We start from the raw sequence: 17,115 nt of genomic DNA on the forward strand, positions 1-17,115 counted from the left end.
CCGAACGCTGCGACTAAACTCAAACGGGGCGGTTTCCTTGAAGTGCGTCTCAAGCAATCCCACTGCCGAGTTGGCTTAAACCTCCCGAATGTGACCACTTGCAAGTTCAGCTCAGCGTCACCGGTGGCTGGGTTGACAGCCCAATCGGCGGCGGTGTTTCGATCGCTTCGCCTTCAAGAAAACCTGCCCGTTTGAATTCATCCGCCACGGTCGGCCAAAGGCCGGCACCGAGACTCGGCCCGCTTTTTTGCCGAGCGAGGTGAGTCAGGGTGAATCTCAAAAAGGGAAGTACAGGTTTTCAGGCGAGAGATTGGAACCCAAGCCGATCGGGCTGGACAAACCAACGCGGTGATTATTCGCACCAGCGCGCTTCAGTTAAACTACAGCAACAGTTTTCAGGAGAACTTTGCTTTGGGAATTCGCGTACTCGTGCTCGGCGCACAAGGCCAACTGGGCCACACCATTGGTCAACACGCCAAGCCCGCCTTGATGGAAACCATGGACGCCTGCATCAGCTACGGTCGCGACAAAGCCGACCTGGCCAAGCCCGACACCCTGATCAATGCCCTGAAAGACGTTCGCCCCGACGTGGTAATCAATGCGGCCGCCTACACCAACGTTGAAAAAGCTGAAACTGAACTCGAACTTGCACACGCTATTAACGCAAAGGCTGTCGGTATTTTGGCCGAGCAATGCAAAAAGCAAGGCGTGGCGCTTGTGCATTACAGCACTGATTACGTGTTTGATGGCAAAGCCAATCAACCTTACACAGAGACCGATGCCACCAACCCGTTAAGCGCCTACGGAAAATCGAAACTTGAAGGCGAAAGATACCTGAAAGAAGTGGGTGGCAACTGGGTGGTGTTTCGTACCAGTTGGGTTTACGGGCAACGCGGCAATAACTTTTGCAGAACCATGATCAAGCTTGCGCAAGAGCGCGACAGTTTGAAAGTGGTCGATGATCAAACCGGTGCGCCCACACCCGCAAACTGGCTGGCTGAACTGGGGTTAACCGTGGCAGGTGTTGTGGCCATGCAGCGCTACAAAACCACGGGCAAACTGGCCCCTACTTTTTTGCCCGATTTTCCTTCTGAAATTCCAAGCGGTGAAATTTTTCACGCCAGTGCGGCGGGTGTCACCACGTGGTTCGACTACGCCTGTTTGGCCATTGAACATGCACACAAGCAAGGCATTGTTCAGCGCATGCCCAACATTGAACGTGTAAAAACTGACAGCATGAATTTTGCGGCACAACGCCCAGCGTACTCAGTATTGAACAACCAAAAATTGATGGACACCTTCCGTGTGAATCCACCCGAGTGGACGAAAGGCGTTCGTAATTTTATGTTGAATTATTAAGGATTCAGCAGTCGGTGCTGAACCAGAGAGCGTTCAAATGCGTTGCACTGTTTCATTTTTTCAATCACTGCATCAAGTTCATCGTATTTGAAACCCGCAGACCAGGCTTGAATTCTTTCCATCGCCGAAACAAACGGGCCTGGATTTCCTTCACGACTTAGTGCGCGTAGACAATCCAGATATTCGTCGCGGAACAGAGTGGGGATAATTATTCTGCAGGCACCCACCACGGACAATTCAGAGTTCATGACCAAGCGCGCCAAGCGACCATTTCCATCATTGAAAGGATGAACTTCTGACACAAGAAACATCGCATACAATGCCCGGGGCAAACCAGCTGGAATGGTAGGTAGCAAGAGGGATCCTTGTGTCAATGTGCCACGTACTAATTCAGGTTCGACAAACTCAGTGTTGCCTGCGCGATTTCGTTTCAGTTTGAATTCGCCCGGCTCTACTTCAGGCCGTTCTCGCATTTGGTCCCAGTGAAGTTTGCGAAGTTGTGTTTCAACTGGTGGACCACTGGCCAAAACCTGGTGCATCCAGGCAGGTGTCACTGCCTGCCGAAAGACGCCAAGAATATCGTGTGAGTCTTTGGGGCGATTTGGCATCGGTTTACCGGAAAGTACGATCTCGAGTGCTTCTTGAATATCAAATTCAGTGCCTTCAATAAAATTGGAAAAGTACGATTCCAGAAATGCAAAGAGAATCATCGCCTGGGGAGTTCGGGCCACTTCATCCGCTTGGTGTATGGGTTGCGATCGCAGTACTGCTGCCAAATTCTCGAACATTTCAAGTCGGTCCGAATCATAAGGAGGTGCAGCCGTAAGCGCACGCCCCTTGGAGGTGATTAGCGTAGACGTGCGGGTTCTTAAAATGCTGCCAATCAGTGAATCGAGAATATTGAATTCTTTGATCATTCCCAATCTGTTGGCAAGAGGATTCGCTGCCTCCCGCAGCGCAGTCAGCACGTGTTCTCCGCGTGCCTTACAAATGCTTAGCAGACGATTTTCTACCTCCTCGCGGCCAACTGCTTTTTTATTGCTACCTCGGCTCGGGGTTAAATTTTCAAGCAAACAACGTGCTTCAGACGCGTAATAAATTCCGTGTCCTTGAATAGGCATGTCACCCTGCTGGGGTGGCGCACCTTTCAAGGCAACAATTTGCAATCCTGGAAGTTGAACCTTTCGACTGTACGTGTGGGTAATGTAAAGCACGCCTTGGTCGGGCATGCCACCATTGAAGGCGCTGCGAAACGAGATGACCGCATTCGGGAAAAGTGAACCAGTTACTCGGATCCGTTCACGCGCGATCAAAGCAGGCCAGCTTTCTTCTGGCAAATTGCTTAGCATGCCTTTGGCGATCTGTTTGAGTCCACCCGCCTTCAGCTGGCGCTGAACGCCTCGAACTTGCGCAGAAGTTAACTCCTTGTAAAGAACAAGTGAGTAATCCGGATTTGTCGCGTTTTTGACAGCCAATTGTTAACACCTAAAAAATTGTCGTGTTTTTGAGTGTTAACAGTATATCTTTGTCGTGTTTGGGGTGGTTAGTATTGTTTTAGATGTTCAGTGAATACGCAGCACCGTGCTTTTCACAGAGGCCCATGCGCCAACCATCACAAGTACCACCCAAACCAGGATTAGTCCCAGTGCGGTAATGCCATTGGGCTGCTCAAAGCGGAAATCACGATCAAATTCGCGAATGAATGTGCCCGCAGCTTCGTCGGCCAACCCCATGGCACCGCTCACCACCGCATAAGCCAAACCAAAGGCCACCAGCGCCAGGCTGACTGACCACCACAATGTGGGGCGGCCCACTTCAGTGTCGGTTGCGCCCAGCGATTTCAGCACATGCACTTCAGCCTGGTTACGAATCAATTGCAAGCGCACGGTATTGAATGTCACCACCAGCACCATGCCGGCAATCAGCACTGCCAAGGCCATGGCAATAATTTGCGTGCCGTTCAATACCGATTGCAGTCGGCGAACCCATTGCGCGTCGTACTGCACATGCTCCACACCCGTGAAGTTTTGCCACTGTGTAATTTTATTTTCGATGGCTTGTGTGTCGGTGGTGGCATCCACTTCCAGCACCACCACCACGGTGTAGGGCAGGGGGTTTTCAGGCAAGGCCTCGGCCAGGTCAGGGGTTTGGCTTTGGGTGCGCAAACGTTCCATGGCTTGTTCAGGCGTCACAATATTCACACTGTCCAGATCGAAATCGCGTTTCAATTGCGCGGCGGCGCTTTTCACTGAATCAAGCGTGGCATCGGGTTTGAAATACAGGCTGATTTCAGGGTCGCCCACCCAGCGATCCATGCTGGGCACAATGGCGCTTAGGCCTTGTGCAATTGTCCAGGGCATGGCCAAAGCAATGGCCAGCACCAGGGCATTGAACAGGTGGCCAAGTGGCTCATCAAGCCAAAGCTTTAAACCGGCAGAAATTGAAAACCACTGCAAACGTAACCAACGCATGTGTTGTCTCTTAAAAGTGGATCAAGCCCCGTAGGCCTTGTTCAGAAAGTCTTTGGAAAAGGATTGAACGCCTGCTTCGCGCCCACCGTTGTGCGACAAATCCGCGGGTGCTGGCAGCACCGCGCCTTCGCCCAGCTTCAGGCGATGGGTAACACGGTTGAACCGGTGCGCTTCGTGGGTGGCCACAATAATGGTGACTCCCGCACGGTTGAATTCTTCAAGCAGACCCACCACCCGGGCGGCCGATTCATCATCAAGCTGGGCTGTGGGTTCGTCGGCCAACACCAGGGCAGGGCGATTCACCACCGCGCGCGCAATTTGCAAACGCAGTTGTTGCCCGCCCGACAATTCACTGGGCAACATGCGGTCGGTGTGGCTTAAGCCCACACGGGCCAGGGCGGCTTTTACTCGGCTTTGAATGTCGGTCTCGGAAAGACCCACCACGCGCAGGGGCAGGGCCACGTTGTCGAAGCAACTGCGGTTGTGCAGCAGTTCAACGTCCATGCCGGTGTAGCCCACATTGCGGCGGTAGTGCGCGCGTTCGCGGCGATTCAGGCGCGCGATCGAGCTTTTGCCCACCAGAATATCGCCTGTGCTGGGTTGCTCGAATGTCGCCAGCAAGCGAAGAATGGAGCTTTTGCCAGCGCCAGAATGGCCTTCCAGCAAGGTGAACGAGCCCTTGGGTAGCTGAAAGTTCACGCCCTTCAAGGCGGCGTGGGTGCCGTACTTCAAGGTGACGTTTTTAAATTGGATCATGCGGTTTGATTTCCGTCGGTGTCGATGCCAACCAATGCGTTGGCAAATTCTCGGGGGCTGAAGGGGCGTAAGTCGCCCAGTTTTTCACCCACGCCGATAAAGGCCACGGGTACGCGGGTGCTCATGCTCATGGCGGCCAGAATGCCACCTTTGGCGGTGCCGTCTAGTTTGGTGACCACCAGCGCAGTCAGGGTCAGTGCATCGTTAAATGCCTTGATTTGCTGCAGGGCATTTTGACCATTGGTGGCATCGACCACCAATACAATTTCGTGCGGTGCGTCCATCTTGGCTTTGCCCAGCACTTTTTTCACCTTTTTCAATTCTTCCATCAGGTGAATTTGTGTGGGCAGGCGGCCTGCGGTGTCTACAATCACAATGTGGCTGTTGCGGGAAATGCCCGACTGCACCGAATCAAAAGCCACGGCTGCGGGGTCGCCGCCTTGCGCGGAAATGACATCGACACTGCTGCGGTTGGCCCACACATCCAGCTGCTCGCGTGCGGCAGCACGAAAGGTGTCCCCAGCGGCCAACAGAACGGAATAGCCAATTTCGGCGTAATGGTTGGCCAGTTTGCCAATGCTGGTGGTTTTGCCGGCACCGTTCACACCCACCACCATCATGACCAGGGGGCGGGCGCGGTCTACGCCCATGCTGGTTTCAAGGGGGCGCAGCAAATCAAATACCGCATCGCGCAACACAAGGCGCACTTCCTCCGGGCTGGTCAGGCCTTTCTGGTACACCGTGTCCCGCACCTTCTGCATAAGCAGTTCAGTGGCGGGCAAGCCGCAGTCGGCCAGTAGCAGGCGTTCTTCCATTTCTTCGAAAAAGGCTTCGTCGACCTTTTCGCCGGTGAACATGGAGGTGAGGCCGGAACGGGTTTTGGTTAACCCCGATTTCAAACGACCAAGCCAGTCCTGTCTCTGCCCAGGAATCTGCATGTAAAACTCCAATTGAGGAAACTAAGCGGTGTGAACGACTGTCACACAGCGAGATGTTGAATGACTTATTCTACCATTGAGCTTAAAACGCACGTTTGCTGTAAAAGGTGTCTTGAATGATAAAAACAGGTTTTCAACTGAATCGCCGTTGTGTGGCACTGCTTGGCGGCGCCGCGCTGCTGGCTTCCAGCATGTTGCCTTTGGCCCATGCGGCCGATGGCGATATAACTGAGTACAAATTGAACAATGGTTTGCGTGTGGTGGTGAAGGAAGACCACCGTTCGCCCACCGTGGCGCACATGGTGTGGTACAAGGCTGGCTCGATCGACGAGTACAACGGCACCACGGGTGTGGCCCACGTGCTTGAGCACATGATGTTCAAGGAAACCAAAAACCTGAAGGTGGGCGAGTTCTCCGAAACCGTGGCCGCCTTGGGTGGCCGTGACAACGCCTTTACCAGCCGCGACTACACCGCTTATTTTCAGCAGTTGCAGGCCAAAGACTTAAGCAAGGTGATGGCCCTTGAAGCCGATCGCATGGCCAATTTGATTCTTAGCGAAAGCGAGTTTGAAAAAGAGATCAAAGTGGTGATGGAAGAGCGCCGCTACCGCACCGACGACCAGGCCACCGGGAAGCTGTACGAGGCTTTCATGGCAACGGCTTTTATGGCCAACCCCACGCGCACGCCGGTTATTGGCTGGATGAGCGACCTTGAAGCAATGACTTACAAAGACGCGCGCAAGTGGTACGACACCTGGTACACCCCGCAAAATGCAGTGCTGGTGGTGGTGGGCGATGTACAGCCTGCCCAGGTGAAGACCATGGCCGAGAAAACCTACGGCAAGGTAAAACCCAAGAAGCTGGAAGAACGCAAGCCGCAAGAAGAACCCAGGCAGGAAGGCATACGCCGAGTGCAGGTGAAGGCACCCGCTGAAAATCCCTACCTGATTATGGGGTTCAAGGTGCCGAAGTTAAACGACGTGTTGAAAGACCGCGATGCCTATTCTTTGGCTGTTTTAAGTGCTGTGCTTGATGGTTATTCCGGTGCGCGACTGAATCGTGAACTGGTACAAAACCAGAAAGTGGCCCTGCAGGCCGGTGCCAGCTACGACATGACGGGCCGTGGCCCTTCGCTGTTTTACCTGGATGGCGCACCTGCGCCTGGCCAAACTGTGGAGGCCTTGGAAAAGGCGCTGTTGACTCAGGTGAAAAAGGTGGCTGATGAGGGTGTCAGCGACGCTGAGCTGGCGCGTGTAAAAGCCCAGTTGATTGCCAGCCAGGTGTACAAGCGCGATTCCGTGTATGGGCAGGCGGTTGAAATTGGCCAGAATGTGACCATTGGTTTTGAGGTGGACGACATTGACCGAATGATTGAGCAAATTAAAACTGTGACCGCGCAGGAAGTGCAGTACGCCGCGCAAAAATTCTTCGATCAGGATCAGTTGACTGTGGGTACCTTGTTCCCGCTGCCAATTGACCCCAACAAGAAAGACGCGCCGCCCAAGGGCTTGAATCACTAAGCACCAAGCAGGAAAAAGAACCATGTTGAGTAGCAAAAACAAAGTATTTATTCGCGGCCTGTTTGCCGCAGGTGCCACAGCCGCCGCCGTGTTTGCAGCCCCGGCCAATGCCGCTTTGCCCATTGAAAGCTGGACCGCAGCCAGCGGTGCGAAAGTGATGTTCATGCGCGCCGAAGCGCTGCCCATGCTCGATGTTCGCGTGGACTTTCCGGCAGGCAACCGCGCCGACCCCAAGGGCAAGGAAGGCTTGGCCAGCGCCACTGGTGACATGATTGGTCGCGGGGCTGTAGGCCTTTCCGAGAATGAAATTGCCGATGGTTTTGCTGACACCGGTGCTCAGTTCTCCGGTGGTGCCAGCAGCGATTCAGCTGGTGTGCAATTGCGCACACTGACCTCCGAGCCCGAGTTTTCAAAAGCAATTTCCCTGATGAAAACCGTGCTGCAAAAGCCGGTGTTCAATGGCGATATTCTGGCGCGTGAAACAGCCCGAAGTGTGGCTGGCCTGAAAGAGGCTTTGACCAAACCCGACACCTTGGCCGACCGTGCCTTTGCCAGTGCGCTGTACCCCAACCACCCCTATGGTACCCACACCACCGAGGCCAGCCTGAAGGCAATTAGCTTGGCCGATGTAGAGCAGTTTTACAAAACCCGTTACCTGGGCAACAAAGCGGTGGTGTCGCTGGTGGGCAATATTACCCGCGCACAGGCTGAGCAATTGGCCAATGACTTAACTGCCGGTTTGCCCAAGGGTGAGCTGCCAGGTAACCCCTTGGGCGGTACTGATTTTCAGGAATTGCAAGCGGCCATGAAAGGCCAGACCATTCAAATTGACCACCCCGCTGCCCAAAGCCATATTTTGATGGGCTTGCCCGCCATGCGCCGTGGCGCACCAGATTACTTCGACCTGCTGGTGGCCAACCATATTCTGGGTGGCGGTGGTTTTGTGTCGCGCCTGATGGATGAAATTCGCGAGAAGCGCGGGCTTGCATACAGTGCTTATTCTTACTTCATGCCAGCTGGCGATGCAGGCCCATTCCAGGCGGGTGTTCAAACCAAGAAAGAGTCCACCGCACAAGCCGTGCAAATCATGCGCAAAACCATTCTGGACTTTATCGAGAAAGGCCCCACCCAGGCTGAATTGAATGCAGCCAAGCAAAACCTGGTGGGCGGCTTTCCCCTGCGCATCGACAGCAATAGCAAGTTGCTGGGCAATATTTCAATGATGGGCTTGCACGGTTTGCCTTTGGACTACCTGGACAATTGGACTAGCGAAATTGAGAAGGTGACGGTTCAAAGCGCGCGCGAGGCCTTTGCCAAACACGTGAATGCCGAGAAATTGGTGACTGTGGTTGTGGGCGGAAAGCTTGAGTAATTTAACGTGAGTAAGCTCAGGATTATTGGCGGTGCTTGGCGCAGGCACATGCTGCCCATTGCCCCTGTGGAGGGCTTGCGGCCCACACCCGACCGTGTGCGTGAAACCGTGTTCAACTGGCTGGGGCAAGACTGCACCGGCATGGCAGTGCTCGATTTGTATGCCGGCACGGGCGCATTGGGCTTCGAGGCTGCATCGCGCGGGGCGGCCAGCGTGGTGCTGGTTGAGCAGCAACGCAATGTGGTGGCCCAGTTGCAGGACAACAAAGCCTACCTGTTGTCCAAGTGGCCAACTGCAGAGGGCAGCCCACCTTCCATTCAAATTGAAGCCAATGATGTGTTGGCCTGCCTGAAGAGGCTGGCTGGTGCTGGAAAGCGTTTCGATTTGGTCGCGCTTGACCCACCCTTTCGCAGCGAATTGATGCTGGCCACCTTGCCCTTGATCAAGGCGGTGCTCAAACCCGGCGGGCTGGTGTATGCCGAATGGCATGAAAACCTGTTCTCAGACCCGGCCATTGTGTGCAAGGCGTTGAGTGTTCAAGAAATTGATGCTTTGCGTCATTTAAAAGCGGGCCAAGTGCATGCGCATTTGTTCGCCCTGCCTGCTGTGTGATACAAAGCGTGGATAGAGCAGTATCACGCGAATAAAACCCTTTGATATGGAGATCAGCGATGCGCATTGCTGTATATCCCGGAACATTTGATCCGCTTACCCGTGGCCACGAAGATTTGGTGCGCCGCGGCGCGAAGATTTTCGACAAGCTGGTGGTCGGTGTGGCCGATAGCCCCAACAAAAAACCCTTTTTCTCCATGGATGAGCGCGTTCAAATTGCGCGTGAAGTACTCAGCCATTATCCCAATGTGGAAGTAAGAGGTTTTCGCGGTTTGTTGAAAGACTTTGTTCGCGAGAACAATGCCAACGTGATTATTCGCGGTTTGCGCGCGGTCAGCGATTTTGAGTACGAGTTTCAAATGGCGGGCATGAACCGCTATTTGCTGCCCGATGTGGAAACGATGTTTCTGACACCCTCGGATCAATATCAGTTTATTTCCGGCACCATTGTTCGGGAAATTGCTTCCCTGGGCGGCGATGTCAGCAAGTTTGTATTTCCATCTGTTGAACATTGGTTGAACCAGAAGCTGGGACTGATCCCGCAGCAGGTGATCAACAAGTAAAGTGAGCGTATGGCCCTAATCATCACCGATGAATGTATTAATTGCGACGTGTGCGAGCCCGAGTGCCCGAACGGCGCAATTACCATGGGTGAAGAAATTTACGAAATCAACCCTGGTAAATGCACCGAGTGCGTGGGGCATTTCGATGAGCCGCAATGCGTGGTGGTGTGCCCGGTTGAATGCATACCCAAAGACCCGGCTCACCCCGATACCCAGAAACAATTGCTGGGCAAGTTCTTCAAACTGCACCCCGATAAAACGCCTTATTTGCCTAAAGTTAGCGATTGAGCGCAACTGCAGAAGCAACCCCCTTCGTCTTATTATCGAATTCCCCTCTGATTGTTCAAAAAGCCGTTTCTATAATTAATTCTTATAGAACTGGACTTTGTACGACATTTGTCGTACATTTTTGGAATATCTGTGGGATATACATTCGCAAAGAAAGAAATTTTGTCAGCGCTTAAAAGTGGCAATTACCAGCACGAGTCGCGCGGAGATATTGACGTAAAGAATTTACTCGCCATGGGTAAAGTGACGGCCGATCAAGTGGCGGCTTTGGTTGCCAGTAGCAATGGCAGCATGCATTCAGAATCGCCTCACCATGTGTTGAAGAGCGTATCGGTGCATGTGATTACAGTTAAAGATTGGTACATCAAGTTCTACTTTTTAGAGCCCGACGCTTGGTTTATCAGTGTTCATAAATAGATCTGGATTGAGTCATGAAACTGTTCATTGATGGCGAAAAAAGCCGCGCAATTTGTAATCACTGCAAGGACATAGTCTCTGTTACCTTTGTGCGCCGGGATGTACCATTTAGTGATAGAAAAGGTGCCGCTCAAGATATTCTGGTGGGTGTGTGTGATGTATGTGATCAAGTGGTTTCAATTCCAGCGCAGTCCACCCCGGCCATTTCTGAATCAAGGAAAAAAGCGCTGAAGTCGATTGAAGTGCGATTGCCCGCGATCTATCTGGACGTGCTGGATTTGGCCGCTTTCACTCTAGAGCCTGAGTCAACTCCAGAATTTCGCAAAGATTTGGTCTGTTACTACATTCATGATTTGGCCCAAGATCCGAATCGGCTTGAGCGGGTATTTAGTGCGCACAAGCTTTCGGTTGTGAATTTCTCTTCAAAGAAGTCAAAAATTCCGAGCAAGCGATTGTCGATGAAAGTTTCTGGAAAATTGAAAGCGGAGCTCCAACGTCTGGAGGTAGAGACTGAACTGAGTACCACAGATCTTTTGAAGTCTGTGGTGTGTGATATTCAGCGTGAGGTTTTGGAAAAACCGAAATCAAGTAAAATAAAAACCTTGCAGTTTCTGGCATCAGTTGCTGTTTAAGGTATCCCTGTCTGAATTGGACACAACACCAAACTCGAGTTCTCTGCAGGGTGGTCGTTCAACACCCTGAACCAGCCCTCCTGCCAGGCCCAGTAAGGCTTGTCTTCCCGAATCTTGGCTTCACCTGCTTCGCAATTCAATTCACGAACCTGTGCCTCGGCGGGAATGCCTTCGCTGCCCTGTATGGTTTCGGGTTGCAATTCAAGCAAACTCTCTGATGCTGTGTAGTTCATGTTGAATGTCCAGGCTTGGGCATCTTCATGGGTGTAGGTCCATTCCGCCTTGTTCATTGACCAGTCTTGGGCGGGCAATTCACCTTCAAATTGTTGGGCAGAAAATGCAGCCTGGTGAGTTTCAGGCAAGTCGTCGCGACGAATATAAGTGCGAAGATTGTCACCATTCAATTTGATGAAGGGCGCGCCTTCGCCATTGTTGGCTTGCAGAATTCGAAGCGCCAGAAAATCCTGTTCAGCCGAACCCGTCCAGGGAAATCCGTTCCATTGACCATCCAAATCGATCTTCAGTTTTTTCAGAATAATCTCGCGCATGGCGCCTGCTTCGGTTTGCGCGTTCATGGCCAAATACAACTGATTGTTTTCTTGTGGGGTTTTTATGCCCAAGCGCCAGCCAAGGTTGAACTGATTTTCTGTGCTGTTGCTGCCCAGCTGAAATTTAAGCTGTTCAATTTTCCCGTTGATTTCTTGTTGGGCTGCTGTGTTGCGCACAGTGAACTGCGCCTGTTCCAGCTCCAGTTTTTTTAGGTTGAGATTTGGCGTGAAAAAGCCAGGGTTGGCCACTTGTGTGCTTTGCCATGCGCGGGCAGCCAGCGCCACCGGAAGAACCGGTGTGCAGTCCAGATTAATTTGGGTGCAATCTGCTTCTTTTTCTGCCTGAACGGCCAAGCCTTTCACGCTCAGTGACTCAACCTGGATTCGCCCTTGCTTGATGGATTCGAAGGCGTTCATGCCCAGCCTGATCAACGCCAGTTGCAGGTTTTCCTTGCGGGTGGGATCGTCGATTTCTATTTCAGAAATGATGAGTTGTGGTTTCAGGGAAAGTGCAAGCACCACGCGTTTTACGTCAATACGCTGGTCGGGATACTGGTTGCGAACGCTGTTTAGTTTGGGTTCCCAAACAAAGCGGGGCACCACCACGCCGTGGGACAACATGATGCCCAGCAGGACGATCACAAAGGCGAGAATGGACAACTTCAGGGCTTTGGACATGGCATGGTGCAGCGAGTTGAAACTGCTAATACCGTAGCACAGAAATGAGACTGCCAAAAAACAAGGCCCCGAAGGGCCTTTGTTTAAACGCTGGGTTAGACGTTGAACAGGAAGTTCAGCACATCCCCGTCTTTCACCACATATTCTTTGCCTTCGGCCCGCATTTTGCCAGCTTCCTTGGCTCCGTTTTCGCCTTTGAACTGAATGTAGTCGTCATAGGCAATGGTTTGGGCACGAATAAAGCCGCGTTCGAAATCGGTGTGAATGACACCCGCGGCCTTGGGGCCCGTGTCGCCAATCTTGATGGTCCAGGCACGCACTTCTTTAGGGCCTGCGGTGAAATAGGTTTGTAAGCCCAGCAGCTTGAAGCCAGCGCGAATCACACGGTTCAAGCCTGGCTCGGTCATGCCCATGTCGGCCAGGAATTCCATTTTGTCGGCGTCGTCCAAATCAGCAACTTCAGCTTCAATGGCTGCGCACACTGCAACCACAGGCGCATTCTGTTTGGCTGCATATTCTTGCAGGCGCTCCAGGAACGGGTTGTTCTCAAAACCATCTTCAGCCACGTTGGCCACGTACATGGCCGGCTTGGCAGTGATCAGGCCAAAGCTTTTGATGGCAAACAATTCCTCGGGGTCCAGGCCCAGTGCGCGCACCGGTTTGGCTTCGTTTAACTGGGCTTCACAGCGTTGCAAAATAGCCAGAATTTTTGCGGCTTCTTTGTCGTTTGCGCGGGCCTGTTTGGCATAGCGGTGAACCGCTTTTTCAACGGTACCCATGTCAGCCAAACACAATTCGGTTTCAATGGTTTCAATGTCGGAAAGTGGATCGACTTTGCCATTCACATGAATCACATTCTCGTCTTCGAAGCAGCGCACCACATTCACAATGGCATCAGTTTCGCGAATATGGGCCAGAAACTGGTTGCCCAAACCTTCGCCTTTGGACGCCCCGGCCACCAGGCCCGCGATGTCTACAAATTCAACCGTGGCGGGCAAAATACGCTCGGGTTTTACAATGTCGGCCAGCTTTTGCAGGCGCTCATCGGGCACCTCAACCATGCCCACGTTGGGCTCGATTGTGCAGAACGGGTAGTTTTCTGCTGGAATGCCCGCTTTGGTGAGCGCGTTGAACAGGGTGGATTTACCGACGTTGGGAAGGCCAACGATGCCGCATTTGAGGGTCATGAGAATTCGCTAAGTACTTAATAGAATGGGGTGAATTGTACCTCGAATTGGAACCATGCCGCACCGTACGGTGACTCATCTATTTGTATTGGGGGGACTATGACAACAGAGCCAGTGAATGCTCAGCGCCACGAGATGAACGGAGTTGATGGCCCAAATATGCTTCATCCAATTTACTTGCCGCAAAACAGTGTGGCTCGAAACTCCGTGTTGCATCAGCAATTCCTGAGGTTTCTGGAGTTTGCAAAAAAAGAATTGCTGAATCCCGACGCAACGGTGGCGTTTCTGAAAGAGGAAACTTACCTGAAAAGCAATGGCGTGAACGTGGTTGTTCACCCCAGCCGGTGGCCTGCAGCGTTTCAACCGGAAATGAACAATCTGGTGATCAATCCTGAGTTGCTCGGGCTGGGTCAAACCAATCCGGATACGCTGGTATTTGCGGTAACCGAAATTTTCGATCAGATCATTTACGCCCAGTTGTATTCGCAGTCCGTTGATAGCCATGCAATTCGAATTGTGCCGCCCCCCACCCCTGATAATCCGGACAGTCTTGAGCGTCTGATTAATATCAAAGCGGCCAAACAAGATGCGATCAAAGTGGCTGTGATGGGCAGTACCGATAACACCGCTGCGAATGCGCCCCGACAAATTGTGATTGATCCCTACAGCGCGTGGCAGATTGCTGCACCTTTGCACGTGATTGAGGCAAAGGCTGTTGAGGCATTTTCACAGGCCATGCGCGAGCGCGAAAGGTAAAGCAATGCCAACACAGCCAGCACAAGCTACCCCCAGTTATCGCGACATTGCCCTGGGGCTGGGCCAACCGACCAAACCTGCAGGCAAGCCAATCGAAAGTGCGCCGGTGCTGGCTATAAGCCCGAATGAATTGAACTTGCCTGGTAGCCCACCAGCGCCGGGTACCTTGGCTCAAAACTTTAACCAGGAGGTGGCAGGGTATTTTGTGCGGGTGCGTGCCAAAAATCTGCATAAGAATCCGCTAAGTCCGCACAGCGAGAGGATGGTAAAAAGTTCGGAACACCCGGTGGCTGCAATTCAATCGCTGCTCTCCGAGCCAGACTCCATTCCTGCGCGATGGTCGCTGGACCTGCGGGGAAGATCAGGCCGTAAGAAGCTGAGCTATCTTCAGGCGCTTGGCGAAGAATGGGAGACCAATCCGGATGTTGTTAATGTTCATAACAAACTCGCGCGGCACGAGGATTTACTCCGAACCTATTCCGATCAAATACTGACGTCAGCAGGGCGCCCAGTGTTGCAGCGCTTAAATCATGTTGTGCTTGAGCATCCGGATGCCTTTGACGATTTGAGCAGCCTGAGCCACGCTGTCTTTGATATGACAGGTGAGCGGGTCACCGAGCCCGCGGCGTTGTGGCATTTCCTCACGGGCAGAAACCAGGACGGTGAGCCGATGGGCAAGAATTTCCTTGTGACTGTTTTCAAGGTAAACGACCAAACCCGACTCCGGTTTTTATCGGTCAGCGGCGATATAGAGCCTTCATTAATCGATGGTTGTGTTGCTCTCGATGTGATGGGCGATTTGTCTGGGCACAGTCGATTGCGTGCCACCCCCTTGATTCCTTCCGACAACCTGAACACCTGCACTGTGCAAGCAAACCTGACGCAGTTGTGCACAGAGTCAGATGAGCCTGACATTCAATACCTGGGCTATCGGGACTTGTTGGTGGGTATTCCCGCGCAGCGTCAGGAGGCCCGAATGATGCCCAGAACCTTGACGCCGGGGCGCGGTGGTTTGCATGATCGTGCTCGCGACACGGAATACACCGCGCTGAATGCTTTGATGATAATTCTGCAAAACAACAGCGACTGGGCGAGTCAAACCCTGGACATCACTATGTTTTCCCGTTTGCCCATGTGCCACGCTTGCCAGAATGCAGCCAGCTTTGCCATGCTCGATCCGGTTTTTCGCAGTGTGCGATCCTTCAAGGTGTATGGCGCAGCCTAGGTATTTATTAACCTGCGTTCAGTTTGTGGAGCCAGCTTGAAAAGTCGTCCGCCATTCGTTCACTTTCACGAATTGCGGCTTGCCAAATCGGTATGCGAATGCGGTGATCAAAGTTGTAGCGTTTGAAGTCGCCGCGGTCCGGGATTTTTTTCGCCGGTAGCCGTTTGACAAATTCAGGCGATGGGCACACCAGAATCACATTGCTCATCCATTCGGGCTTGGCTTTGCGCACTTTCAAAAACTTGTCGAGCCAGCCGGGTGTTACCGTGGGTGCAAAGTGGGGGTACAGCACCAGGCCATCCAGGCGGTGGTAGGGTAGGGCCAGGTGGTAGTCGGTCAGCCCGCCGTCCCAGAAGGGGCCTTCGTGGTACTTCACTTCTGGGTGGTCTTCGTGCAGGGCTTGGGCAATTTTGTACACTGGGTTCAACACGAAAGGAATGCTGCCACTGGCCAGCAATGCATCGTGAATGTTCAGCGCATCAAGGTCTTCAATGTGGGTTGGAATTCGGTCGAAGGGTTGTTTTAACCAGTCGGTGTGCGCGCCCGGGCTTTGAAACACCCACCGTTCGAAGTAGGTAGACAATTTGTTGCGGTTTACGCTGTTGGCCAGTACGGCGCTTGCAAAGCCGCGTTTGCGTGCACGCAGTTGCTGCGCATGGTGCAAGGGGGTCAGCCCTTTGTTTACCCACACCAGCAATTCTTTTCCAGCGGGTTGCACCATGTGCTGCGCTTCCTCGGAAACCACAGCCTGCACCATCGCGTGGCACACGCGGCTTATTTCGTGGCGGTCAACGCCCTTGCTGTAATCTTGCGTTTCCACATACTGTTGGGCAAGGCGCTTCAAGGTGGCTGCCGGGTTGCTGCTGGCCGCAGCTGCCATGCGCCACGCACCAATGGAAGCACCAATCAGCTGCAAAGGCTTAATACCTTTTTCAGCACGGGTTCGTAAATGGCCTTCACCCAGCCAGTCATTGAACAAGTACTGGTCAAGCCCCTGCAAAATCAACCCTTTCGGACCGCCCGCAGCTGCGGGTATCGCGCAAATGTCTTCAGGCTGCAAGCCCTTGTTCGCAATGTGCGCCTTGGCGCGGTCGCCCAGAATAATTTGAATGCTGCTTTTCATGCGCACTCCGTGTGAATGTGCGTGGTGGCCTGGCCAATTTGACCTTTCAAAATCAGTTCCGTGTGCTTCAACAATACATCAATGCACTTGTCTATGGCTTGTTGTTGTTCAACACTTGGGCGGTGCAACACAAAATCAGCAACACCCTGTTGAAGATTCAGGCTGCGCGGGTGGCCAATGCCAATGCGTGCACGCCAGAATTCATTGCTGCCCAGGTGGGCATGCATGTCTTTCAAACCGTTGTGCCCGGCAAGCCCACCCCCTTTTTTCATTTTGATCTGACCAGGCAATAAATCAAGCTCGTCGTGCGCCACCAAAATTTCGTCGGGTTTTATTTTGAAGAATTTGGCCAAGGCGCCCACGGCCTGGCCCGACCTGTTCATGAATGTGGTGGGGAACAGCAGCCACACGTCTTCCCCTGCAAACTTGATGCGGGCCATGTCGCCAAAAAAGCGCTTGTCAGTTTGCAAAAACACATTGTGTTTGCGGGCCAATGCTTCCAGATACCACACGCCAGCATTGTGGCGCGTGTCTGCATATTGTGGGCCTGGGTTACCCAGACCGACGATCAATTTGATGGGGGTGTTGCTGGACATGAAAAATACAGCCCTGTGAATCACAAGGCTGTATTTTCGCTGATAGTTCGGCTGAAACCAAACAATGGCGGGGA

General features: G+C 52.9%; 18 protein-coding genes. 10 read left to right on the top strand and 8 right to left on the bottom strand.

Annotated features, from left to right (window positions below; genetic code table 11):
• Nucleotides 1–348: 348 nt before the first annotated feature.
• The gene (gene rfbD / locus P0D43_RS04870) at nucleotides 349–1,359 is read left to right on the top strand and encodes a dTDP-4-dehydrorhamnose reductase (RefSeq protein WP_394673406.1); all 1,011 of its coding nucleotides are present in this window, start codon (nucleotides 349–351) and stop codon (nucleotides 1,357–1,359) included.
• On the opposite strand, the gene P0D43_RS04875 is transcribed toward rfbD, so the two are convergent.
• From P0D43_RS04875 to ftsY, 4 genes are all read right to left on the bottom strand, one after another.
• Complete coding sequence (locus P0D43_RS04875; protein ID WP_394673407.1) at nucleotides 1,356–2,834, bottom strand: Fic family protein; 1,479 nt, start codon at nucleotides 2,832–2,834, stop codon at nucleotides 1,356–1,358. The genes rfbD and P0D43_RS04875 overlap by 4 nt on opposite strands.
• An 87-nt stretch (nucleotides 2,835–2,921) precedes the next feature.
• Nucleotides 2,922–3,830, bottom strand: coding sequence for an ABC transporter permease (locus tag P0D43_RS04880; RefSeq protein ID WP_159568122.1), 909 nt, complete (start codon nucleotides 3,828–3,830; stop codon nucleotides 2,922–2,924).
• 21 nt (nucleotides 3,831–3,851) lie between these two features.
• Nucleotides 3,852–4,586 (bottom strand): cell division ATP-binding protein FtsE, encoded by a 735-nt coding sequence (locus tag P0D43_RS04885; protein WP_394673408.1) that lies wholly within the window; start codon nucleotides 4,584–4,586, stop codon nucleotides 3,852–3,854.
• Nucleotides 4,583–5,524, bottom strand: coding sequence for a signal recognition particle-docking protein FtsY (gene ftsY / locus P0D43_RS04890; RefSeq protein ID WP_159568124.1), 942 nt, complete (start codon nucleotides 5,522–5,524; stop codon nucleotides 4,583–4,585). Before ftsY ends, P0D43_RS04885 begins: the two co-directional genes overlap by 4 nt.
• 116 nt (nucleotides 5,525–5,640) lie before the next feature.
• Between ftsY and P0D43_RS04895 the strand changes: the two genes are divergently transcribed.
• The 7 genes from P0D43_RS04895 to P0D43_RS04925 all read left to right on the top strand — a co-directional run bounded on the left by P0D43_RS04895 (nucleotide 5,641) and on the right by P0D43_RS04925 (nucleotide 10,928).
• Nucleotides 5,641–7,044, top strand: coding sequence for a M16 family metallopeptidase (locus P0D43_RS04895; RefSeq protein ID WP_394673409.1), 1,404 nt, complete (start codon nucleotides 5,641–5,643; stop codon nucleotides 7,042–7,044).
• A 22-nt stretch (nucleotides 7,045–7,066) separates the two neighbouring features.
• Nucleotides 7,067–8,416 (top strand): M16 family metallopeptidase, encoded by a 1,350-nt coding sequence (locus tag P0D43_RS04900; protein WP_394673410.1) that lies wholly within the window; start codon nucleotides 7,067–7,069, stop codon nucleotides 8,414–8,416.
• A gap of 6 nt (nucleotides 8,417–8,422) precedes the next feature.
• Entirely contained in the window at nucleotides 8,423–9,028 is a 606-nt protein-coding gene (rsmD, locus tag P0D43_RS04905) for a 16S rRNA (guanine(966)-N(2))-methyltransferase RsmD (protein WP_394673411.1), read from the top strand.
• A gap of 59 nt (nucleotides 9,029–9,087) precedes the next feature.
• Nucleotides 9,088–9,591 (top strand): pantetheine-phosphate adenylyltransferase, encoded by a 504-nt coding sequence (gene coaD, locus P0D43_RS04910; protein ID WP_341237941.1) that lies wholly within the window; start codon nucleotides 9,088–9,090, stop codon nucleotides 9,589–9,591.
• Between the two features lie 9 nt (nucleotides 9,592–9,600).
• The gene (locus P0D43_RS04915; RefSeq protein WP_394673412.1) at nucleotides 9,601–9,879 is read left to right on the top strand and encodes a YfhL family 4Fe-4S dicluster ferredoxin; all 279 of its coding nucleotides are present in this window, start codon (nucleotides 9,601–9,603) and stop codon (nucleotides 9,877–9,879) included.
• Between the two features lie 132 nt (nucleotides 9,880–10,011).
• Nucleotides 10,012–10,296 carry a hypothetical protein gene (locus P0D43_RS04920; RefSeq protein ID WP_394673413.1) on the top strand — a complete coding sequence of 95 codons (285 nt, stop codon included), beginning with the start codon at nucleotides 10,012–10,014 and terminating at the stop codon, nucleotides 10,294–10,296.
• A gap of 14 nt (nucleotides 10,297–10,310) precedes the next feature.
• On the top strand, nucleotides 10,311–10,928 hold the full coding sequence (locus P0D43_RS04925) for a hypothetical protein (protein ID WP_159568129.1): 618 nt from the start codon (nucleotides 10,311–10,313) through the stop codon (nucleotides 10,926–10,928).
• Here P0D43_RS04925 and P0D43_RS04930 read toward each other — a convergent pair.
• Together P0D43_RS04930 and ychF are read right to left on the bottom strand one after the other, a co-directional pair.
• Entirely contained in the window at nucleotides 10,925–12,211 is a 1,287-nt protein-coding gene (locus tag P0D43_RS04930) for a hypothetical protein (protein WP_394673414.1), read from the bottom strand. The two genes, P0D43_RS04925 and P0D43_RS04930, sit on opposite strands and share 4 nt — an antisense overlap.
• 38 nt (nucleotides 12,212–12,249) lie before the next feature.
• Nucleotides 12,250–13,341 carry a redox-regulated ATPase YchF gene (gene ychF, locus P0D43_RS04935; RefSeq protein WP_394673415.1) on the bottom strand — a complete coding sequence of 364 codons (1,092 nt, stop codon included), beginning with the start codon at nucleotides 13,339–13,341 and terminating at the stop codon, nucleotides 12,250–12,252.
• A gap of 99 nt (nucleotides 13,342–13,440) precedes the next feature.
• On the opposite strand from ychF, the gene P0D43_RS04940 reads away from it, so the two are divergent.
• On the top strand, nucleotides 13,441–14,097 hold the full coding sequence (locus P0D43_RS04940) for a hypothetical protein (protein WP_341237945.1): 657 nt from the start codon (nucleotides 13,441–13,443) through the stop codon (nucleotides 14,095–14,097).
• 4 nt (nucleotides 14,098–14,101) lie between these two features.
• Nucleotides 14,102–15,322: a hypothetical protein gene (locus tag P0D43_RS04945; protein WP_394673416.1), complete on the top strand. Its 1,221-nt coding sequence runs from the start codon at nucleotides 14,102–14,104 to the stop codon at nucleotides 15,320–15,322.
• A 7-nt stretch (nucleotides 15,323–15,329) separates the two neighbouring features.
• On the opposite strand, the gene P0D43_RS04950 is transcribed toward P0D43_RS04945, so the two are convergent.
• Together P0D43_RS04950 and pth are read right to left on the bottom strand one after the other, a co-directional pair.
• The gene (locus tag P0D43_RS04950; RefSeq protein ID WP_394673417.1) at nucleotides 15,330–16,445 is read right to left on the bottom strand and encodes a patatin-like phospholipase family protein; all 1,116 of its coding nucleotides are present in this window, start codon (nucleotides 16,443–16,445) and stop codon (nucleotides 15,330–15,332) included.
• The gene (gene pth / locus P0D43_RS04955) at nucleotides 16,442–17,041 is read right to left on the bottom strand and encodes an aminoacyl-tRNA hydrolase (protein ID WP_341237948.1); all 600 of its coding nucleotides are present in this window, start codon (nucleotides 17,039–17,041) and stop codon (nucleotides 16,442–16,444) included. The genes P0D43_RS04950 and pth overlap by 4 nt, the downstream gene beginning before the upstream one ends.
• Nucleotides 17,042–17,115: the final 74 nt, after the last annotated feature.

The organism is Limnobacter sp., assembly GCF_043511195.1.
Taxonomy (GTDB): Bacteria; Pseudomonadota; Gammaproteobacteria; order Burkholderiales; family Burkholderiaceae_B; genus Limnobacter.